The sequence below is a fragment of the Pseudaminobacter sp. Soil_N_29 genome, from assembly GCF_057656055.1.
In genome coordinates this window covers 195,639-214,813 of the sequence record NZ_JBDGLC010000002.1, presented here as the reverse complement: position 1 = coordinate 214,813, position 19,175 = coordinate 195,639, and the positions used below count along the sequence as shown (strand labels likewise).

Below are 19,175 nucleotides of genomic sequence, written 5' to 3'. Positions count from 1 at the left end.
ATGATCGAAGCACACGACATTTCCGTCTCCATCGGCTCCAGACGCATTATCTCCAATGTCGATTTCGAGGTGCGCCCCGGCGAGATCGTGGCGATCGTCGGGCCCAACGGGTCCGGAAAAACGACCTTCCTGAAGGCGCTTTCCGGCGATCTCCCATATTCGGGCAAGATCGAGATCAACAACCGCGACATGGCGGGCCTAAAACCATGGGAGACAGCGTCGATGCGAGCCGTGCTGCCGCAAGCGACGGCGCTGTCCTTCCCGTTCACGGTGCATGAGGTCGTCAGCCTTGGCATGATGAGCGGCCGTTCCGGCGCCTCGGCAAGCGAGGAGCGCAACCTGCCGGAGATGGCGCTGGCGCGCGTTGATCTCGATGGCTTTGCCGGCCGCTTCTATCAGGAACTCTCGGGCGGCGAGCAGCAGCGCGTGCAGCTTGCGCGCGTGCTGTGCCAGGTCTGGGCGCCGATGCTGGACGGCAGGCCGCGTTACCTGTTCCTCGACGAGCCGGTGTCCAGCCTCGACATCAAGCACCAACTGATCATCATGGATATCGCACGCGATTTCGCCCGGCGCGGCGGGGGCGTGGTGGCGATCCTGCATGACCTTAACCTGACTGCGATGTATGCCGACCGCATCTTCGTCATGCATCGGGGGCGGTTGGCGGCGGCGGGCACACCGAGTGAGGTGCTCAGCGACGATCTGATTTCGGAAGTGTTCGAGTGCCGCCTGAAGGTCGGTGCGCTGCCCCCGTACAACACGCCCTTTGTTCTCCCGCAATCGGTGGAGGTTTAGGCCGACAGCGTGGCCAAACGAAAAAGGCCGCGCTCGAAGGAGCTGCGGCCTTGCGCTGCTGGAAGGCAGTATCCGTTACGCCGCCGGCGCCCGGCGGTCCTCGAGCTGGTCGATGCCCAGCAGCGAGCGCACATTCGGCCGCGCCTTGACGAGGTCGTCGATAGTGTGACGGGAAAGAACGTCGAAGAAGGCATTCAGAGCTTCGCGCAGCGCCGAGTTCAGGCCGCAGCTGTCCACGAGCGGGCATTCTGCCGCGTCGCTCTCAAAGCACTCGGCCATGGCGAAACTTTCTTCCGTCACCCGCACGACATCGAACAGGGTGATCTTATCGGCCTCGCGGCCCAGTCGCACACCGCCATGGCGTCCGCGCACCGTTTCCACCAGCCCGTGCTGGACCAGCGGCTGGAGGATCTTGAACAGGAACAGTTCCGAGACCGAATATGCCTGGGCGATTTCGGGAATCCTGCTGAGCCGGTCCTTATTGGCCGCGCAATACATCAGGATCCGTATTGCATAATTGGTCTGGCGCGTAAGCCGCATGATCGTTCCTTCGCTGATGCTGGCCGGGCATGGGGGCAAAATGCGGCCGCAATGGGCCCGGGCAGAACAGGCAATATATTCACGGGCCGCTTCGCCAAACCGAATATGGCGTGGGCCCTGGAATAATTCCAGATCGGTAACGACGATACTTTCTGCACGTTGTCAAGTTATCGGGGGCCGTCGGCAGGGGGCCGGTCCAGTAGCTCGGACGGGCCATTTTTGGGCGGCCGCACGCGCGGCACTTTGACCTTTACGTAATAGCGGGGTTGCAATTCGTGCTGCAGTGCACAATATTCGCGGCGTCAAGAGTCGTAGACTCGCGGGAGGAGCCCTCGAGGAGTACGACATGCAGAAGTCTGCATCCAACGCGGCCCCGCTCACGGGCATCATTCGCCAGCTCAGGCCTTCGGACCTCCGGCGCTTTCGTGATCATCTGCTGAGGCTCGACGCCGAAAGCCGGCGCGACCGCTTCAACGGCTTTGCCGACGACAATTTCGTTCGCGCCTATGCCGACCGTTGCTTTGCCAAGGGCACGACGGTCATCGGCTATGTCGAGGGCGACCGCGTGCTCGGCGCTGCCGAACTGCACGAACGCCCCGAGATTGCCGAGCCTACCGGCGAGATCGCCTTCAGCGTCGAGCAGCAGCTTCAGCACCGGGGCATCGGTGGCAGCCTGTTCGAGCGGCTGATCGCCAATGCGCGCTGGCTGGGCTACACCCGGCTGCTGGTCACCACTCACCCGCAGAACGAGGCGATGAAGGCGCTGGCGCGCAAGTTCAATGCGTCCCTGTCGTTCGATGCGGGCGAAACCGTCGGTGTCATCGAACTCGATCCGCCGGCGCCGGTCTTCCCGGAGACTCCCGACCCTTTCGGAAAAGCTAAGGGCGGGCGCGGCGGCGCCATGCCGCCCGCGGTGGTGTCAATGCGTGCTGCGCAACCGGCGCAGGCGAGGCGGTAGGCGCTCTTTGTCGTGGGGCGGGTGGCGCCGCTCGACGCGGATGAGTAGTCTCGCATCGTTCGCCACCGGAATTGCCATGCCACCGAACGAGACGACGACCGCCACCGGTTTCCGCGACGATGCGGCGAAGCTTGCAGCCCTCCGTCGTACCAGGGCGATCGCCACCGGCGCGCTTTGCCTCTGCGTCGCCGTGTTCGCTACCGCCAAGATTTTCCAGCCACGCTACCCATGGCTCGGTTTCGTGGCCGCCTTTGCCGAAGCCGCGACCATCGGCGGCCTGGCGGACTGGTATGCCGTGGTCGCGCTGTTCAAGCGCCCGCTCGGCCTGCCCATTCCTCACACCGCCATCATTCCCGCCAACCAGAACCGCATTGCCGAAAATCTCGGCCGCTTCATCGAGGTCAATTTCCTGGCGCCCGGGCCGGTACGGGAGAAATTGAACGAGGTCGATTTTGCCGCGCTCGTCGCCGACTGGCTGTCCGACGCACAGCGCGCCGAGGCATTGTCGCGCTTCGTTGCGCGGCTGGTGCCTCAAACCCTTGCGGCGATCGACCGCTCCGGGCTGCGCAGCTTCGTCGCCGACCGCATGGTCGAGCAACTCGACCGCGTGAAAGTGGCGCCGCTGGCCTCTGAACTGCTCTCGGCCTTCAGCGAGGACCGCCGCCACCAGAAGCTTTTGGACCAGTTCACCAAGATCATCGGCCGCTTCCTGTCGGATGAGGAAGCGTTAGCGGCCATGCGCGAGAAGATTCGCATGGAACTGCCGTCGCTGTTCAACCTGTTCCGTGCTGACGCATACCTGCTCAAGAAGATCGTCGCTTCCGCAGGTTCGCTGCTGGAGGAGGTGCGCAACGACCCGGACCACCCGATGCGGCATGAATTCGACCGCTTCGTTCACAAATTCATCGATGATCTGCGCACCTCCAAGGCCTATGCCCGCCGCGCCGAGGCAATGAAACGCGATTTTCTCGCGCGACCGGAGCTGAGGGCAATTGCGGGCGACGTCTGGGAAAGCCTGCGCAGCCTGATCGAGCAGGACGCAGCCGCGCCCGATTCGAAGATCCGTGCGCATCTTGCCGGCATGTTCGTGGAGGTCGGCCGCAATCTCGCGCGCGACGAGGCGATCCGCGCCGACATGAACGAGGGTTTTGTGGTGGCTCTGGCCGCTTTCGTCGAAAGCCAGAAGAGCAGCGTCTCTGGCTTTATCGCCGACCAGGTCAAGCGCTGGGACCTCGCCCAGTTGACCCGCCTGATGGAAATGAACATCGGCCGCGACCTGCAATATATCCGGTTCAACGGCATGCTGATCGGCGGCATGGCGGGGCTGGCGCTCCATGTTGCCGAACTGCTCTTTCTTGCAGGCTGACTTGTGCTGGTCACTCCATTGCATTGGGCAAGTAAGTATAAGTCGATCCATGTCATGTCCCAGCCCCGATCCAAATTGACAAAGCCGCTTTGTTCGTGACAGTCGGAACGAACACCGCCCGGGGAATAGATTGCGCGGTGAGCATTTGCGGAGAGGTTCATGTCAAAGCCCGCCCCGACGTTCGCGGAGCTCAAGCAGATGGCAGGCCAGGAACTGGGCGTGTCGGGATGGGTTACGGTCGATCAGACCCGCATAGACCAGTTTGCCGAATGCACCGGCGATCATCAGTGGATTCACGTCGACCCCGAGCGCGCACGGCGGCGCAGCCCCTTTCGCTGCACCATCGCGCACGGATATCTGACCCTGTCGATAATCGCGGCGCTCGGGCAGGAGATCGGGGCGGTTCCCGAAAATACCCAGGCTGCGTTCAATTATGGTCTGGATAGCGTGCGTTTCATCGCACCGGTTCGGGTCGGCGCGCGCATCCGCTTGCGCTCGACGCTGGTGTCCATCGAGGATCGCGGGCCCGGCCAATATCTCATGAAGGCCAGCAATGTGGTCGAGATCGAGGGCGAGGAGCGGCCGGCGCTGACCGCGGAAACCCTGGTCATGCTGTATGAGCGGCGCAACAAGGCGGCTGCATCCACAACTGCCGGCTAGGCAGTAGCGGCCGCCGGTGTACTAATTGGCAATAATCGTTCCATGAACCCTCGGATACTAATAGGCTGTGAATCGAGGAACTGAGAACAGCCTCCGGCAGGCGAAACTGGCACGCGCGCCTTGATTCCCGCAATCGCATCAAGGAGTGTTGGCCATGAGCGCTGCCAACGAGAAGGCCCGGTTCCTTATCATCGACGATCATCCGCTGTTTCGCGAAGCGCTGCACAGCGCCGTGCGAATGGCCTATCCCGATGTCGACACGGTGGAGGCGCGTTCTCTCTCCGAAGCGCTCGAAATACTGGCGGGGCCGAAACCCTTCGACCTGGCTTTGCTCGATCTCGGCATGCCCGATGTCCATGGTTTCGAGGGGCTTCTCCAGCTACGCATCCACCATCCGCGTCTGCCGGTTGTGGTCGTATCAGGCCACGATGAGCAGAAGATCATTTCTGAAGCCCTGTCCTATGGCGCAGCGGGTTTCATTCCCAAGTCGGTTCGCAAGAGCGATCTCGCCAACGCAATACGCTCGGTGATGGACGGCGCGGTCCACGTTCCGGAAAACTACAAGCCCGAGGCGCTCGACCCCGAAAGTGCCGATCGTGCGGAAATGGTGCGCCGCCTCGCCAAGCTCACTCCGCAGCAGCTGCGCGTGCTGCAGATGCTGCGCCAGGGGCTGCTCAACAAGCAGATCGCCTTCGAGCTGCAGGTCGGCGAGACGACGGTCAAGGCGCATGTCTCGGAAATCCTGCGCAAGCTCAACGTCTATTCCCGCACGCAAGCGGTTATCGAGGTTTCGAAGCTCGAGAATGTCGATCTCTTCCGCGAGCAGACCGGCTTTCCGGCCGCTGGCTCTCGGCAAAACGACACGTGAAGACCTCAACGGGCGGCCTCGACCGTTCCGCGCTAAGCCAACAGATGCGCCAGCAGTGCCCTGAGCTGCGCCGGCTTCAGCGGCTTGCGCATCAGCTCCACGCCGGCCGCGCGCGCCGTTTGCGTGACGGATTCCGACGTGTCGCCGGTGATGATCAGGGCAGGGACCTCGCTTGACAGATGGTGCCGCACGGCTGCGATGGTGACGCTGCCTAGGTCGCCGCCGTCCAGGTGCTGGTCGGCGATGACGATGTCGGGAACCCAGGCCGTGTCGCCGAGCGCCCGAAGCGCCTCGGCAGTGGAGGTGGCGGCGCGCACCGTGCATTGCCAGCGTTCGAGCAGGGTCGTCATCGCATTCAGAACGTCCGGCTCGTCCTCCACCAGCAACACCTTGGTGCCGAAAAGGCCGTAGCCTCGCGGCCGCTCCGTTTCGGTCGCGACGATGTTCGTCGCCTGGAATACGGTCGCGGCCACCGGCAGCTCGAGGTGGAATACAGTGCCGCGCCCTACGACGGAGGAAAGCGTGATCGGGTGATCCAGCGCAGTCGTCATGCGCCGCACGATCGAGAGGCCAAGCCCCAGGCCGCCGCTCGAAACGTCGGAGCCGGAGGCTGCGGAGCAACGATGGAACTCCTCGAAAATGGCTTCGCGCTGGTCTTCCGCGATGCCGCAACCGGTATCCGCCACGTCGATCCGGATCGTGTCGCCCCTATGCCGCGCTCCGACCAGCACACCGCCCTTGCGGGTGTAGCGGATGGCATTTGAGACGATGTTCTGCAGGATGCGCCGCAGCAAGGTGCGATCCGAACGCACCACTGCATTGGTCGACCGGAACTTGACCTTCAGTCCCTTCTGCGCGGCCAGCGGCTGAAAGTCGGACTTGAGCGAGGAAAACAGCGGTCCGAGCGGGACGTCGGTGATGTTGGTCTCCACCACGCCGGCGTCCAGCTTGGAAATGTCGAGCAGCGTATGGAGCAGGTCCTCCATCGTCTCCAGCGAACGCTCGACCTGTCGCACCAGCTTGCGGCCCTCCTCGGTGGTCTGGATCTCGGCAAGCGCCGAAACGGTGAGGTGGGCGGCATTGAGCGGCTGGAGGATGTCATGGCTGGCGGCGGCCAGGAAACGTGTCTTGGACACGTTGGCGCGCTCGGCGCTTTCCTTGGCGGCCACCAGGTCGATATTGGACACCTCGAGCCGGCGCAGCGTGGCGCGCAGTTCCTCGGTGCGGCGGCGCACCCGGCTCTCCAGATTGATCGCTGTCTGGAACAGTGAAAAAGCATTACCCTGCTGATCCATCGATCGTTCCACGCGCGAGATCAGCGCCTGGTTGATCTTCTTCAGCTTCTCGATGTCATGGACATCCCGGATGGGCATTTTTCACCTTGCCTCTATTCGGCCGCCTCTCGCTGGCCGAAGGCGATGCCGGTGAAGGTCTGGTTGAGATGCATGGAACGATATTGCTCGCCATAGGTTCCAAAACCGATCACCCGATTGGCACGATATAGTTCCGAAATATCGCGGAAGACCTGGCGGTTACGCGCATCGAGGCGTCGCAAAACGCAATCAAAGCCCAAAATCATGTCTATCCCGCCTAATCTTTCCCGCACATTCATGAGCGCGTCGCGGGTGGATTCGACCATGCCGGTGGGCTTGGCGATGGAAAGCACGACGCCATCGTCGATGGCGCAGTAGAACGACAGCGAACCGTCGCCGTTCATCTTCTGGATCGAGCGGCAATAATATTCGCCGCCCACCTTCACCACCACTGGATGCGAGGCAAAGCTCTGCGGCGTCATCGCGTGGTGTTCGATGCCCACTGCTGCGGCGAATTCTTCGGCCGCCACGCATGCGTTGAACTCATGGACGATCCGCCGCTCCGGGTCGGAAGCGGTCACCACCAGTTTGTCGCCGGTAGGCACGAAGTTCTCCGTCTTGAAAACATGGAACGGGACGTCGGTGGCCACCAGGATGACAATGGCGCAATCATTGTCGACACGGCCGTCGTGGATCAGTGTCGTGGTCTCGAACTTCAGATCGTCACCTGCCGAGCCGCCGATCAGCGGGATGTCGTCCAGGCCCCAATGCAGGGCCGACGTCACCGCCTCCTCGGCGTAGGAAAGCCCGTCGATCAGGCAGAGCGCGAACACGTTGCCCGAGCGGGCACCCGTCAGTCCGTACAGCGTGCGGCGCAGCTGTTCCACCTCGGCCGCCACATAGTCTATCCCCGAGGAGGAGAGTTCACGCACGACTGCGCTGGCGGCTGTGAAACACCGCTGCGGAAACAAGATTGCCACGGCTCGGCTGGTCGTCAGCCCGTCGGGCGTGATTTCGCCGGCGGTCGAGCAGCCGGCATGGGCGAGATTTGGCGCATGCAGCCTCAGTGCTGCGGCGAGTAGATGGGCGTCCAGCAGGGATTGGGAGAAGAAGACCAGCGCAAAACCGGCGTCGATTGCTGCTGCCTCGTCGGCAACCGCGCGGGCGAATTCGTCCGCGTCGGGATCATCGGAAGTCAGGGCTGACACCCCGCAGGCATAGCTTGTCCGTGAACAGACCAGCGCAACTCCTCCCCCAGCCAGCCTGGATGTGCCCCCAACACATCGTCGGCGTACTTGGCGGGCATTGTTGTCACAAGAAACCGCTTTGGCAATGGGTGTCGGCGGAGGTCGTATCCGAAAGTACAATATGCCCTCTCTTGTGCGGGCTGCATTCTCGATTTGTGGGCAATACGAAATGTACTTATGCTGCGTCTTGCGGCGTTTGAACATTGCCGCCGCGGCCCGGGTCGGACTGGGCGGTTAGGGCACCTAGGGAGGATACATGTCGGAAGTATCGTTGGTTGTGAACGGCCGGCGCGTAAGCGGCGTGGTCGAAGACCGAACCTTGCTGGTTCAGTTTCTGCGCGAGCATCTCGGGCTCACCGGAACCCATGTCGGCTGCGACACATCGCAATGCGGCGCCTGCGTCGTGCATGTCGACGGAATGGCCGTCAAGTCGTGCACCATGCTCGCCGTGCAGGCGTCGGGCTCCACAGTGGTCACCATTGAAGGCCTGGCCGACGGCGCGGACCTGCACCCGGTCCAGGCGGCTTTCCGCGAGCATCACGGCTTGCAATGCGGCTTCTGCACGCCGGGCATGATCATGGCGGCCGTGGACATCATCAACCGTCACCCGGACGATCTGGACGAGGCAACGGTGCGGACCGAACTGGAAGGCAATATCTGCCGTTGCACCGGCTACCATAACATCGTCAAGGCCGTGCTGGCGGCTTCCAAGGCCATGGCGGAGAACAGGGGCAACACTGCAAAGGCGAATGAGGCGGCGTAAGCCAGGCGGGTGAGCGAGCGGAGCGCGCTGACGGTTCGTTGTTCACATTTCGCGTTTCGCTTCTTTAAGGTTCCGGAGGAGAACTTTGATGGGCATTGAAGGAATTGGCGCGCGCGTGACGCGCAAGGAAGACAAGAGATTCATCACCGGCGCCGGGCGCTATGTCGACGACATGGTGGTCCCCGGCATGAAGCACGCGGTCTTCGTGCGCAGTCCGCACGCGCATGCGCAAATACAGGGCATCGACGTCGAGGCGGCCCAGGCCATGCCGGGCGTGATCGGCGTCCTGACGGGCAGGGAACTCAAGGCGGACGGCATCGGCAACCTCATCTGCGGCTGGATGATCCATTCCAAGGATGGCTCGCCGATGAAGATGGGCGCGTGGTCGCCGCTGGCGGTGGACAGGGTGCGCTATGTCGGCGACGCCGTGGCGGTCGTGGTGGCCGAAACCAGGGCCCAGGCCCGCGATGCCGCCGAGGCGGTGCAGGTTGCCTACGACGAACTCGAGGCCGTCACCACGGCGGAGGAGGCGCTGAAGAAGGGCGCACCGCAGCTGCATCCGGAAGCCGAGGGCAATCTGATCTTCGACTGGGAGATCGGCGATGCCAAGGCAACCGACGCCGCGATAGCGAATGCAGCCCATGTCACCCGCATGAGGATCATCAACAACCGCCTCGTGCCCAATGCGATGGAGCCGCGCGCCGCGCTGGGCCATTACAACAAGGCCGAAGACCACTACACCTGCTGGACGACCTCGCAGAACCCGCATGTCGCCCGCCTGGTGATGAGCGCCTTCTACAACGTCGCTCCCGAAAACAAGCTGCGGGTGATCGCGCCGGATGTTGGCGGCGGCTTCGGCTCCAAGATCTACATCTATCCCGAAGAAATCGTCTGCCTCTGGGCCTCCAGGAAGACCGGCGTGCCGGTGAAATGGGTGGCCGACCGCACCGAAAGCTTCCTCACCGACGCGCATGGCCGCGACCACGTCTCAATGGTGGAGATGGCTTTCGACAAGAACAACCGCATCACCGGCCTCAAGGTCGACACCATCGCCAATCTTGGCGCCTATATGTCGCTCTTCTCTTCGTCGGTTCCGACCTATCTCTACGCGACCCTTTTGTCGGGCCAGTACGACATACCGGCGATCCACGCCAATGTGCGCACGGTCTACACCAACACAGCGCCCGTCGACGCTTATCGCGGGGCAGGGCGGCCGGAAGCCACCTATGTGCTTGAGCGAGTGATGGAGACGGCCGCCCGCGAACTCGGCGTCTCGCCGGCAGAGCTGCGCCGCAAGAACTTCATCACCTCCTTCCCGCACCAGACGCCGGTGATCATGAACTATGACGCCGGCGACTACGGCGCCTCGCTCGACGCGGCGATGAAGGCGGCGGACTATGCCGGCTTTGCCGATCGCAAGGCCGAGGCCGCCAGGCGCGGCAAGCTGCGCGGCATAGGCATGAGCTGCTATATCGAGGCTTGCGGCATTGCGCCCTCGGCGGCAGTCGGCTCGCTCGGCGCCGGCGTGGGCCTGTGGGAATCGGCCGAGGTGCGCGTGAATGCGGTGGGCACCATCGAGGTTCTGACCGGCTCGCACAGCCACGGGCAGGGTCATGAGACGACCTTCGCGCAGCTCGTCTCAGGCCGCCTCGGCATACCGCTCGACCAGGTGTCCATTGTCCATGGCGACACCGACAAGGTGCAGATGGGCATGGGCACCTATGGATCGCGTTCCGGCGCGGTCGGCATGAGCGCGATCGTCAAGGCGCTCGACAAGGTCGAGGCCAAGGCCAAGAAGATCGCCGCGCATATGATGGAGGCCGATGAGGGCGACATCGTCATCGAGAATGGCGCCTGCAAGGTGGCCGGCACCGACAAGAGCGTGCCGTGGTTCCAGGTGGCGCTTGCCGCCTACACCGCGCACAACCTGCCGGGCGGCATGGAGCCGGGGCTGAAGGAAACGGCATTCTACGATCCGACGAACTTCACCTTCCCGGCCGGCTGCTACATCTGCGAGGTCGAGATCGATCCCGAGACGGGCACGACCGAGATCGTGCAGTTCGTTGCTTCCGACGATTTCGGCAAGATCATCAATCCGATGATTGTCGAGGGCCAGGTTCATGGCGGCATCGCCCAAGGCGTCGGCCAGGCGCTGCTGGAGGGGGCTCACTACGATCCCGGCAGCGGGCAGCTGCTGACGGCGAGCTACATGGACTACACCATGCCGCGCGCCGGCGACCTGCCGTCCTTCCAGGTCTCGACCACGGAAACGCCGTGCCCCGGCAATCCGCTCGGCATAAAGGGCTGCGGCGAGGCGGGCGCCATCGGGTCTCCGCCGGCGGTCATGAACGCCATCACCGACGCCATTGGCACCAACGAGCTGACCATGCCGGCAACGCCGCAGAAGGTGTGGGCGGCAATCCGTTCGGCAACGAGACACTGAGGAGGAGCGATCATGTATTCGGTCAACTACCATCGGGCTTCCTCCGTCGCCGACGCAGCGAAGCTCATCAAGAACGGCGAGGCCAAGTTCATGTCCGGCGGCATGACGCTGATTCCGGCCATGAAGACACGGCTGGCTGCTCCGTCCGACCTGGTCGACCTAGGTCATATTCCCGAGCTGAAAGGCATAAAGGTTTCGGACCAAACCGTTACGATCGGGGCGGGGACGACGCACTATCAGGTTGCCAATGACGAGCAGTTGAAGAAGGTGTGCCCGGCGCTGGCCGAGCTTGCCGGCATGATCGGCGACCCCGCCGTGCGCTACAAGGGCACCATCGGCGGCTCCATCGCCAACAACGACCCGGCCGCCGACTATCCGGCGGCGATGCTTGGGCTTGGTGCAACAATCGTCACCAACCAGCGGGAGATCCCTGCCGACGAGTTCTTCAACGGGCTATTTGAAACGGCCCTGAACGAGGACGAGATCATCACCGCGGTGACATTCACCGCGCCCGCAAGGGCCGCGTACCAGAAGTTCCGCAACCCGGCCTCGCGCTACGCCATCGTCGGCGTGTTCGTGGCCAAGGGTGCGGACGGCGTGCGGGTGGCGGTGACCGGAGCGGGGGACGATGGCGTATTCCGCGCCACGCAGATCGAGGAGGCGTTGGCGAATAGATTCGACGCTTCCGCGCTCGAGGGCGTGACCGTGCCATCAGACAGCCTGATGAGCGACATTCACGCATCCGCCGAGTACCGCGCCAGTCTGATCGTGGTCATGGCCAAACGCGCGGTGGCCGCCGCCAACGCGTGAGGGCCGGCGCATCGATCCTGAAGGGGGCCGTTCGCGGCCCTTTTCTCGTCGGGAGTTTGGTGAAGTCGCACCAAGCAATCCGCCATCAGAGTGCTGGCAATCTTTTGACTCGGTTGCGGGGGGCGGCTAGATCGTAGGCCGACATACGCACGGCAAAACAGGCAGGTTCGTTTGAAGAATTTCGTGAGGACCGCCGTCGCCTTTCTGGCCCTGCTCCTGCTGGCTGCAATCCTTCTTTGGTATCGCACCACGTCCATCGGCCACGAAGCGCTTGGCGACATCGCCACCCAGGCCGACCTGTGCAAGACCGTCGGTTGTTCCGAGGGCATCGACGAGGCGGCCTCCTATCTCGCCGAGGAATTCGGCCTGTCACCGCGTCTGGTCGAATGGTGCGTCGGCGTTGACACGCTTTCCGAGCGCATGGGCAGCAAGGGACTCGTCAATCGCTCCTGGTGGGTCAACCTGCTCTACATACCCTGCGGTGAGCCAGTCGTGGAGTAGGCGCCCACCGGTGTGACTTTGGCGAGTAGCAGAGCTGCCAAGCGCGATCTTGCCGTCGCGTCCGCCGGCAGCTTGCGCTAGACAGCCAGACGAACCATTTCTGCACTTGCGTGGGCAAATGATCCCACGCATGAGCAACACACACACGGTTACAACGAGATCGCGGACAAAATGCGCGCGAACGCGCTTGAAATGACCATGGGAAGATGAGCGGAAACACGAATAGTCACGACCACTACAGCGCCTTCAGGCTTTCCATCGCGCCGATGATGGATTGGACTGATAGGCACTGCCGCTTTTTCCATCGCCAGCTCACGCAGCGGTCGCTGCTCTACACCGAGATGGTGGTGGCCGATGCGGTCATTCAGGGCGCGCGGGAGCGGCTGCTCGCATTCTCGGCGGAAGAACATCCGGTTGCACTGCAACTCGGCGGCTCGGATCCGCGCAAGCTTGCCGAGGCCGCGCGCATTGGCGAGGCGTTCGGCTATGACGAGATCAACCTCAATGTCGGCTGCCCGTCCGACCGGGTGCAGTCTGGCACGTTCGGCGCCTGCCTGATGAAGACGCCCGAACTGGTGGCCGAATGCGTGGCCGCCATGAAGCGGGCGGTCAAAATTCCGGTCACCGTCAAATGCCGCATAGGCGTCGACGAGCAGGACCCCGAAGTGGCGCTCGACGCACTTTCTGATCGCGTCTTTGCCGCCGGCGTCGACGCACTCTGGGTGCATGCGCGCAAAGCCTGGCTGGAGGGGCTGAGCCCGAAGGAAAACCGGGATATTCCGCCGCTCGACTATGGCCGGGTCTATCGTCTCAAGGCGAAAAACGGCAACCAGTTCATCGGCATCAATGGCGGTGTTCAGTCATTGGATGAAGCGCTGGGGCACTTCAATCACGTCGATGGGGTCATGCTCGGCCGCGCCGCCTATCACACGCCCGGCATACTTGCGCAGGTCGATGCGGCCCTGTTTGGCGAGCCTGTGCGGGAGTTCGACTTCGCGGGGCTGATCGACGCCATGGCAGCCTATGCCGCACGCCATATCGAGCGTGGGGGGCGGCTTGCCCATGTCACCCGCCACATGGTGGGGCTGTTCCACGGCCAGCCCGGCGCGCGGCGGTTTCGTCAAATCCTCTCCACCGACGCCACGCGCCCGGGAGCGGGGCCGGAGGTTTTGCACCGGGCCTTTGCGGCTGTCGAACTGGAGCGCGCCGGTCAGGCAGCCTGACTGCTCAGTCGCGCATGATCATGCGGTCGCCGCGAATGTCGAAGCCCGACAGCGAACCTATGAAGTCCATGCCAAGCAGGCTTTGGCCCAGCATTCCCGGTGCCGCCACCAGCACCGGCATGTTGCGCCGGGTGATCGCACCCAGCGTTATGTTGCCGGCCACCACGCGGGCGGCGTTGGCGTTGCCATTGGCGGTCGAGACGGGGATGGTGTAGTTCAGCGCGGAGGGATCGAAGCCGGCGCGCTCGGCATCTGCTGCCGTCAGCACGATGCTGGTTGCGCCCGTGTCGATCAGCACGCGGATCGGCGCGCCGTCGATTGTGATCCGTGCCTCGAAATGCCCGTTCGGCAATTTGTCCAGCGTCACGGTCGATCGTCCATCGGCATCGGTGAACGACATCGGGCTCCCCGGAACCAGCCCGGCGGTGACGCGGCTGGCAATGTCCTGCAGTTCGTAGCGGTATTGGTAGCCGGCCACCAACACCAGCGCCAGCAGCAGCCAGAGGCCAAGTGTCCGCGCCACGTCGCCGAAGCGGTGCCGGGCATTGAGGATGCCGGCGCCGATCACGGCACCGAATATGCCAAGATAAAGAACGCGCCCGAACGTGTCGCTGGAAATGCCCGAAGCGCCGCCGCTCATGTCGTTGAGCACGAGGAACAGCAGTCCCGCAGCCATCACCGCCAGAACGATCCAGATCCAACGGCCGGCCATGTCGTCAGCCCGCCGCGTCGCGTTCGCGCGCCATGCGGGCGCGGCGGGTTTCTCGGCGAGGGCGCCGCTCCACCGTATCCAGCCTTGCCGGAAGCTCCGCCATCACCTCGCGGCGACGCTGGGGCGTCATGCCGATCCAGCCGGAAATCTCTTCGCGGGTGCGCCCGCAGCCAAAGCAGTAGCCGGTCTTCATGTCGACCGAGCAGACGAGGATGCAGGGCGATTCGATTGCCGTCATGGAGCGTTCCGGTTGGTATTCACCACATGGGACAGGCGTGCGACCAATGCAAGCCCCACGCCCTTTCGGCATTGTGCCACGAAGCCAAGGCGGCTATGCCGCAGGCAACGACGATTTGCCCAGGCTAATACGACATGACCAGCGCGCTTCCCTTTGATGACATCCGCACCCTGATGGCCCAGTTGCCCGCCGGCGATGAGGCAGCCGGCGCGCTCGTGCGCGGCCAGTTCGCCAGGGCCGAGAAGGCAGCGGGCTCGCTTGGCCGGCTGGAAGAGCTGGCCGCCTGGTTCGCTACGTGGAGCGGGCGCCCGCCGGCGGTCAATCGTCCGCTGGTGGCCATCTTTGCCGGCAATCATGGCGTGGCGCGGCACGCCGTCTCGCCACGGCCGATGGAAGCGACGGCGCGCGCGGTGGAGCTCACCGCTGCAGGCGGCGCGGCAATCAACCAGGTCTGCCTGGCGCATGATATCGGGCTGAAGGTGTTCGACCTCGCGCTGCACCTGCCGACCGAGGACATCACCCAGGAGGCCGCGCTCGACGAACGCGGCTGCGCGGCAACCATGGCTTTCGGCATGGAAGCGATCGCGGGAACCGACCTTCTGTGCATAGGCGATCTGGGCGTCGGCAACTCCACGGTTGCCGCCGCCATGCTGGCGGCGCTCCACGGCGGATCGGGCGTGGACTGGGCGGGGCAGGGCTCCGGCCCTGATGCAGCCATGGTGGCGCGCAAGGCCCAGGTGGTCGATGCTGCGCTTGCCCTCCATGGCGGTCATCTGAAGGACCCGCTGGAGGTGCTGCGCCGCGTTGGCGGGCGTGAATTTGCCGCTATCGCGGGTGCAATCATTGCCGCACGCATGGAGAAGATACCCGTCATCTTGGATGGCCTGCCTGCGGTCGCTTCGGCCTCCGTCCTGCAGGCGCTGAACCCGCGCGCGCTGGAGCACTGCGTGGTGGCACAGCTTTCGCCCGAGCCCGCTTTTGGCAAGGCGGTGGAAAAGCTCGGCATGCGTCCTGTGCTCGATCTCGGCCTCGCCCACGCCGAGGGCGTGGGAGCGGCTCTTGCTGCGGGCATCGTCAAGGCCGCGGCGCTGTGCAGCACGGGCATGGCTGCCGCGCTACGCTGACGGCGCCTGCTGGCAGCCACGAACGGCCCGCCTGAATGGGCGCCTACCGCCGGCGCCCGCCCATTGCCACGTTCTTGGTCGGCAGGGCAGGCAGCACTTCCATCACCCGCGAGAGCGGAAAGATGGCGATAGCTTCCGTGCCCTCGCGCAGCTTGGAATGTAGCTGGAATTCGCCTCCGTGCATTTCGATCAGCCCTTGCACGATGGGCAGGCCCAGTCCGGTGCCCTGTTCTGCGCTTTTGATGGCGATGGAGCCCTGGCCGAAAGCCGAAAGAACCACCGGGATTTCTTCGGGCGGGATGCCCGGTCCGTTGTCCTTGACCGACACATATTGTCCGCCGCCGGCCGTCCAGCCCACACGCACCAGGATGTCGCTTCCAGGCGGGGCGAATTTCACCGCATTCGACAGCAGGTTCAGCGTGATCTGGCGCACGGCACGCTCGTCGGCATGGAGACGCGGCAGATCCGGCTCGAACTGCTGCACAATACGAAGGTCCTTGTTGTGCGCCTTCAATTCCATCAGGTGGCAGCACTCCTCCACCACGTGCAGAAGCTGCACCGGCTCCTCGTGGAGCTGATAGCGGCCGGCCTCTATGCGCGACAGGTCGAGGATCTCGTTGATCAGGTCGAGCAAATGCTGGCCGGAATCGTGCACATCGCGCGCATAGTCGCGGTAGGTCGGGTTCTCCATCGGCCCCAGAACCTCGCTCGACATCACCTCAGAAAAGCCGAGAATGGCGTTGAGAGGCGTGCGCAGCTCATGGCTCATCGAGGCAAGAAAGCGAGACTTGGCCAGATTGGCTTCCTCGGCGCGCCGGCGCGCCTCGTCGGACATCGACTTGGCCGTTTCGAGCTCGGCGATCAGCCCATCCTTTTCGGACCGGAACGAAAGCAGCATCACCGACGAGCGGTTGAGGTGGGTTGCCACATAGTCGAAGAAAGGCAGCGACAGCGCCAGAAGACCGATCATGATGAGCTCGACCGGCGTCCAGCCCTGCATGCTGGCCATGGCATAGGCGGCCACCGGCAAGGTGAAGGTGACCAGCAAAGCGCCGCGCAGCGAGGAGGCGATCAGCGCGGTGGCGGCCATCGCCAGCAGCAGAACCACCGCCTTGATGATCGGGAACTGGTCAACCCGGCATTCGCCGCAGCCCATGGAGGCGAAATAGACCCAGCCCAGGCCGCTGACGAAATGCCAGAACAGCAGCCTTTGCTTGGTGCTGTTGGCGTCGAGCTTTGAAATATCGGCCGTGCCGACGCGGTGGGCTATGTAGGCGAGGCCGGCATAGCTGGTCACGGTCAGCAGCGCCCAGACCAGAATGTCGCCGCGCATGCCGGCAAAAAGCCCGGCAACCGCTATCACCAGAACCAGCAGCGGAATTGCCGTGGCGCTGCTGGTCATGGCATGGGCATGCAGCTTCAGCATTTCGCGATCGAAGGCGAGGGCGCCCGGACGTTGCGCCAGGCGGTCTCTCGTCCTGCGCACTGCCCGCGCGACGTCGCTGTTGCGGCGCCGCTTGGTGCGGTCCACAATGAACTTGTCGGCGATGTCAGAGCGCAGCAACGCCATTGAGAGTGTTCAACTTATGCGAGCAACCGGTTCAGGAGCCAAGCTACGCCGGAATGATTAAGAGACTGTTTGCCATATGATTGGATTGTCGCGGTATCGGCCGCGTTCCAGAGGTTTTTCTTCGCCGCGCCGTCGCCCCTTGCGGTTTGTATTCGACATCGGCTTGACGTTCGCCATTCTCGGTATGCTTGCATTGGTGGTGGCTCGCGTCGAACAGCTGACGGTGCATCAGGCCGAGGGCGAAGTCGTCGTTCATGACGGCGATACCGTCACGCTGGCCGGCGAGCGAATTCGCCTGGCCGGCATCGACGCTCCGGAATATGCACAGCTGTGCCAGCTCGACGGCGATGACTATGCATGTGGCCACGAGGCGCGGGATGCACTTGTCGAACTTGTCAACGAACAGCGAGTGATCTGCGAGGGAGGCGAGCACGACCGCTACGGCCGGCTCCTGGCGGTATGCAGGGCAGGTGGCGTCGAACTCAACCGCGCGCTTGTCGAGGCAGGCTGGGCCGTCGCCTACGGCCGCTATGACGACGCCGAAGGGGCGGCGCGGGAAGCCCGTCGCGGCATGTGGTCCGGCACGTTCGAACGCCCGCGGGATTGGCGCGACAAGCACAGCGGAGTATCCGAAGACCACCACGGCGGCGAAATCGCCGGTTTCCGCTGGCTGCGAGAATTTCTGCGAACTCCGTGACGCGGTGTTACAGTGCGGTCCATCCGTTTCACAGGGAGAGCGATGTGAGGCTGTTCGATGGCGGGCGCGCGCCCAATCCGCGCCGGGTTCGCGTATTTCTGGCTGAAAAGGGCATCGAGGTGCCGCTTGTGCCGGTCGACATGGCCGGCTTGGAGCACAAGGGCGCGCCAATCACGTCGCGCAATCCTTTGCAGCGCCTGCCGGTTCTTGAGCTGGACGACGGCACGATCCTGACCGAGTCTGTCGCGATCTGCCGCTATTTCGAAGAGCTTCATTCGGAGCCGGCGCTGTTCGGGCGCGGCGCGCTCGGCAAGGCTCTGGCGGAGATGTGGCAGCGGCGGATGGAACTCAACCTGTTTGCCGCGGTGGCGGCTGCGTTTCGCCACCTGCATCCGGCGATGAAGGAGTGGGAGGTGCCGCAGGTTCCAGCATGGGGCGAGGCCAACAAGGTGAAGGCCGTCGAGTTTTTGGCCATCCTCGATGACGAGCTTTCCAGCCGTGAATTCGCCGCCGGGGACGAGTTTTCCATCGCCGACATCACCGGCCTGATCGCGATCGACTTCATGAAGCCTGCGCGCATTCAGGTGCCCGAGGAAATGGGCAACGTCATCCGCTGGCACAGGGGCCTTTCCAGCCGCCCGAGTGCTGCCGCATAAGCCCATGCCCGAGTTCGAACTGGATCGATTGACAGCACAAATTCGCGCCTGCCGCATCTGTGTGGAAACGCCGCGCGGCCGCGCTCTGCCGCATGAACCTCGGCCGGTGGTGGTGCCCTCGACGACAGCACGCATTCTCATCGCGGGCCAGGCGCCGGGCACCCGGGTTCATGCCAGCGGCATTCCATTCGATGACCCTTCCGGTGATCGCCTGCGCGACTGGCTAGGTGTGGATCGAGCCGCATTCTACGACCCCGCAAATTTCGCCATCGTGCCCATGGGGTTCTGCTTTCCCGGCAATGACGCCAAGGGTGGCGACCTGCCACCGCGCCGCGAATGCGCGCCGCAGTGGCGCAAACCGCTGATCGAACAGATGCCGCAGATAGAACTTGTGCTCGCAGTCGGTCTACACGCGCAAGCCTGGCACATCGGCACCGCGCGCGCCGCTAGCCTTGGCCAGACCGTCATGAACTGGCGCGCGGTCTATGATGCCTCTGCGGCGCCGCGCGTCATACCTTTGCCGCATCCCTCCTGGCGTAATTCGGCGTGGCTGAAGAGGAATCCCTGGTTTGAAACCGATTTGCTGCCTTTCCTGAAATCGGAAATCCGCCATCGCCTGCTTGGTAAAGCGGGCAAAGGCGTTGCCTAGAATTGCCCAGGCCGGAGAATTCCTTTCTTGCGAAAAGGGGGTTCT

At 63.7% G+C, this 19,175-nt stretch carries 20 protein-coding genes; 14 read left to right on the top strand and 6 right to left on the bottom strand.

From position 1 onward, the window contains the following. Positions 1–792, top strand: a complete 792-nt coding sequence (locus AC3A4H_RS06995; RefSeq protein WP_487766056.1) for a heme ABC transporter ATP-binding protein — start codon at positions 1–3, stop codon at positions 790–792. Between the two features lie 75 nt (positions 793–867). On the opposite strand, the gene rirA is transcribed toward AC3A4H_RS06995, so the two are convergent. Next, positions 868–1,332 (bottom strand): iron-responsive transcriptional regulator RirA, encoded by a 465-nt coding sequence (rirA, locus tag AC3A4H_RS06990; protein WP_487766055.1) that lies wholly within the window; start codon positions 1,330–1,332, stop codon positions 868–870. A gap of 346 nt (positions 1,333–1,678) precedes the next feature. On the opposite strand from rirA, the gene AC3A4H_RS06985 reads away from it, so the two are divergent. The 4 genes from AC3A4H_RS06985 (at position 1,679) to AC3A4H_RS06970 (ending at position 5,184) form a co-directional block, all read left to right on the top strand. Further along, positions 1,679–2,290 carry a GNAT family N-acetyltransferase gene (locus AC3A4H_RS06985; RefSeq protein ID WP_348776997.1) on the top strand — a complete coding sequence of 204 codons (612 nt, stop codon included), beginning with the start codon at positions 1,679–1,681 and terminating at the stop codon, positions 2,288–2,290. 76 nt (positions 2,291–2,366) lie between these two features. Then, positions 2,367–3,656: a DUF445 domain-containing protein gene (locus tag AC3A4H_RS06980; RefSeq protein ID WP_487766054.1), complete on the top strand. Its 1,290-nt coding sequence runs from the start codon at positions 2,367–2,369 to the stop codon at positions 3,654–3,656. 159 nt (positions 3,657–3,815) lie between these two features. After that, positions 3,816–4,316, top strand: a complete 501-nt coding sequence (locus tag AC3A4H_RS06975; protein WP_487766053.1) for a MaoC family dehydratase — start codon at positions 3,816–3,818, stop codon at positions 4,314–4,316. A gap of 154 nt (positions 4,317–4,470) precedes the next feature. After that, a complete protein-coding gene (locus AC3A4H_RS06970; RefSeq protein ID WP_487766052.1) occupies positions 4,471–5,184 on the top strand; it encodes a response regulator in 714 nt (237 codons plus the stop codon). A gap of 32 nt (positions 5,185–5,216) precedes the next feature. Here the strand turns inward: AC3A4H_RS06970 and AC3A4H_RS06965 are convergent, their stop codons facing one another. Together AC3A4H_RS06965 and AC3A4H_RS06960 are read right to left on the bottom strand one after the other, a co-directional pair. Further along, positions 5,217–6,557 carry an ATP-binding response regulator gene (locus tag AC3A4H_RS06965; protein WP_487766051.1) on the bottom strand — a complete coding sequence of 447 codons (1,341 nt, stop codon included), beginning with the start codon at positions 6,555–6,557 and terminating at the stop codon, positions 5,217–5,219. A 14-nt stretch (positions 6,558–6,571) separates the two neighbouring features. Further along, positions 6,572–7,705 carry an FIST N-terminal domain-containing protein gene (locus AC3A4H_RS06960; RefSeq protein WP_487766050.1) on the bottom strand — a complete coding sequence of 378 codons (1,134 nt, stop codon included), beginning with the start codon at positions 7,703–7,705 and terminating at the stop codon, positions 6,572–6,574. Between the two features lie 295 nt (positions 7,706–8,000). On the opposite strand from AC3A4H_RS06960, the gene AC3A4H_RS06955 reads away from it, so the two are divergent. The 5 genes from AC3A4H_RS06955 to dusA all read left to right on the top strand — a co-directional run bounded on the left by AC3A4H_RS06955 (position 8,001) and on the right by dusA (position 13,484). Then, the gene (locus AC3A4H_RS06955; RefSeq protein ID WP_487766049.1) at positions 8,001–8,507 is read left to right on the top strand and encodes a (2Fe-2S)-binding protein; all 507 of its coding nucleotides are present in this window, start codon (positions 8,001–8,003) and stop codon (positions 8,505–8,507) included. A gap of 88 nt (positions 8,508–8,595) precedes the next feature. Then, the gene (locus AC3A4H_RS06950) at positions 8,596–10,950 is read left to right on the top strand and encodes a xanthine dehydrogenase family protein molybdopterin-binding subunit (RefSeq protein WP_487766048.1); all 2,355 of its coding nucleotides are present in this window, start codon (positions 8,596–8,598) and stop codon (positions 10,948–10,950) included. A 12-nt stretch (positions 10,951–10,962) separates the two neighbouring features. Continuing rightward, positions 10,963–11,760, top strand: coding sequence for an FAD binding domain-containing protein (locus tag AC3A4H_RS06945; protein ID WP_487766047.1), 798 nt, complete (start codon positions 10,963–10,965; stop codon positions 11,758–11,760). A 183-nt stretch (positions 11,761–11,943) separates the two neighbouring features. After that, positions 11,944–12,261, top strand: coding sequence for a hypothetical protein (locus AC3A4H_RS06940; protein ID WP_487766046.1), 318 nt, complete (start codon positions 11,944–11,946; stop codon positions 12,259–12,261). A gap of 206 nt (positions 12,262–12,467) precedes the next feature. Further along, positions 12,468–13,484, top strand: a complete 1,017-nt coding sequence (dusA, locus tag AC3A4H_RS06935) for a tRNA dihydrouridine(20/20a) synthase DusA (protein ID WP_487766045.1) — start codon at positions 12,468–12,470, stop codon at positions 13,482–13,484. 4 nt (positions 13,485–13,488) lie between these two features. Here the strand turns inward: dusA and AC3A4H_RS06930 are convergent, their stop codons facing one another. Together AC3A4H_RS06930 and AC3A4H_RS06925 are read right to left on the bottom strand one after the other, a co-directional pair. Then, on the bottom strand, positions 13,489–14,196 hold the full coding sequence (locus AC3A4H_RS06930) for a TIGR02281 family clan AA aspartic protease (protein ID WP_487766044.1): 708 nt from the start codon (positions 14,194–14,196) through the stop codon (positions 13,489–13,491). A 4-nt stretch (positions 14,197–14,200) separates the two neighbouring features. Continuing rightward, positions 14,201–14,434 carry a DUF1289 domain-containing protein gene (locus tag AC3A4H_RS06925; protein ID WP_487766043.1) on the bottom strand — a complete coding sequence of 78 codons (234 nt, stop codon included), beginning with the start codon at positions 14,432–14,434 and terminating at the stop codon, positions 14,201–14,203. Positions 14,435–14,568: 134 nt separating this feature from the next. Between AC3A4H_RS06925 and AC3A4H_RS06920 the strand changes: the two genes are divergently transcribed. Next, positions 14,569–15,558 carry a nicotinate-nucleotide--dimethylbenzimidazole phosphoribosyltransferase gene (locus tag AC3A4H_RS06920; RefSeq protein ID WP_487766042.1) on the top strand — a complete coding sequence of 330 codons (990 nt, stop codon included), beginning with the start codon at positions 14,569–14,571 and terminating at the stop codon, positions 15,556–15,558. A 43-nt stretch (positions 15,559–15,601) separates the two neighbouring features. Here AC3A4H_RS06920 and AC3A4H_RS06915 read toward each other — a convergent pair whose 3' ends face one another. Continuing rightward, complete coding sequence (locus AC3A4H_RS06915; RefSeq protein ID WP_487766041.1) at positions 15,602–17,128, bottom strand: sensor histidine kinase; 1,527 nt, start codon at positions 17,126–17,128, stop codon at positions 15,602–15,604. 163 nt (positions 17,129–17,291) lie between these two features. Between AC3A4H_RS06915 and AC3A4H_RS06910 the strand changes: the two genes are divergently transcribed. The 3 genes from AC3A4H_RS06910 to AC3A4H_RS06900 are packed head-to-tail and all read left to right on the top strand — an operon-like array spanning position 17,292 to position 19,130. Continuing rightward, positions 17,292–17,825, top strand: a complete 534-nt coding sequence (locus AC3A4H_RS06910; protein ID WP_487766040.1) for a thermonuclease family protein — start codon at positions 17,292–17,294, stop codon at positions 17,823–17,825. Between the two features lie 44 nt (positions 17,826–17,869). Beyond that, positions 17,870–18,481, top strand: coding sequence for a glutathione S-transferase (locus AC3A4H_RS06905; protein WP_487766039.1), 612 nt, complete (start codon positions 17,870–17,872; stop codon positions 18,479–18,481). Between the two features lie 4 nt (positions 18,482–18,485). Beyond that, positions 18,486–19,130 (top strand): uracil-DNA glycosylase family protein, encoded by a 645-nt coding sequence (locus AC3A4H_RS06900; protein ID WP_487766038.1) that lies wholly within the window; start codon positions 18,486–18,488, stop codon positions 19,128–19,130. Positions 19,131–19,175 lie beyond the last annotated feature (45 nt).

What these genes read in the sequence shown, in the direction of transcription:
- AC3A4H_RS06980 (WP_487766054.1), top strand. Translation starts at nt 2,367, where the DNA reads ATGCCACCGAACGAGACGACGACCGCCACCGGTTTCCGCGACGATGCG.
- AC3A4H_RS06975 (WP_487766053.1), top strand. Translation starts at nt 3,816, where the DNA reads ATGTCAAAGCCCGCCCCGACGTTCGCGGAGCTCAAGCAGATGGCAGGC.
- AC3A4H_RS06970 (WP_487766052.1), top strand. Translation starts at nt 4,471, where the DNA reads ATGAGCGCTGCCAACGAGAAGGCCCGGTTCCTTATCATCGACGATCAT.
- AC3A4H_RS06920 (WP_487766042.1), top strand. Translation starts at nt 14,569, where the DNA reads ATGACCAGCGCGCTTCCCTTTGATGACATCCGCACCCTGATGGCCCAG.
- AC3A4H_RS06915 (WP_487766041.1), bottom strand. Translation starts at nt 17,128, where the DNA reads ATGGCGTTGCTGCGCTCTGACATCGCCGACAAGTTCATTGTGGACCGC.
- AC3A4H_RS06930 (WP_487766044.1), bottom strand. Translation starts at nt 14,196, where the DNA reads ATGGCCGGCCGTTGGATCTGGATCGTTCTGGCGGTGATGGCTGCGGGA.
- AC3A4H_RS06925 (WP_487766043.1), bottom strand. Translation starts at nt 14,434, where the DNA reads ATGACGGCAATCGAATCGCCCTGCATCCTCGTCTGCTCGGTCGACATG.
- AC3A4H_RS06965 (WP_487766051.1), bottom strand. Translation starts at nt 6,557, where the DNA reads ATGCCCATCCGGGATGTCCATGACATCGAGAAGCTGAAGAAGATCAAC.
- AC3A4H_RS06945 (WP_487766047.1), top strand. Translation starts at nt 10,963, where the DNA reads ATGTATTCGGTCAACTACCATCGGGCTTCCTCCGTCGCCGACGCAGCG.
- AC3A4H_RS06995 (WP_487766056.1), top strand. Translation starts at nt 1, where the DNA reads ATGATCGAAGCACACGACATTTCCGTCTCCATCGGCTCCAGACGCATT.
- dusA (WP_487766045.1), top strand. Translation starts at nt 12,468, where the DNA reads ATGAGCGGAAACACGAATAGTCACGACCACTACAGCGCCTTCAGGCTT.
- AC3A4H_RS06950 (WP_487766048.1), top strand. Translation starts at nt 8,596, where the DNA reads ATGGGCATTGAAGGAATTGGCGCGCGCGTGACGCGCAAGGAAGACAAG.
- AC3A4H_RS06900 (WP_487766038.1), top strand. Translation starts at nt 18,486, where the DNA reads ATGCCCGAGTTCGAACTGGATCGATTGACAGCACAAATTCGCGCCTGC.
- rirA (WP_487766055.1), bottom strand. Translation starts at nt 1,332, where the DNA reads ATGCGGCTTACGCGCCAGACCAATTATGCAATACGGATCCTGATGTAT.
- AC3A4H_RS06955 (WP_487766049.1), top strand. Translation starts at nt 8,001, where the DNA reads ATGTCGGAAGTATCGTTGGTTGTGAACGGCCGGCGCGTAAGCGGCGTG.
- AC3A4H_RS06985 (WP_348776997.1), top strand. Translation starts at nt 1,679, where the DNA reads ATGCAGAAGTCTGCATCCAACGCGGCCCCGCTCACGGGCATCATTCGC.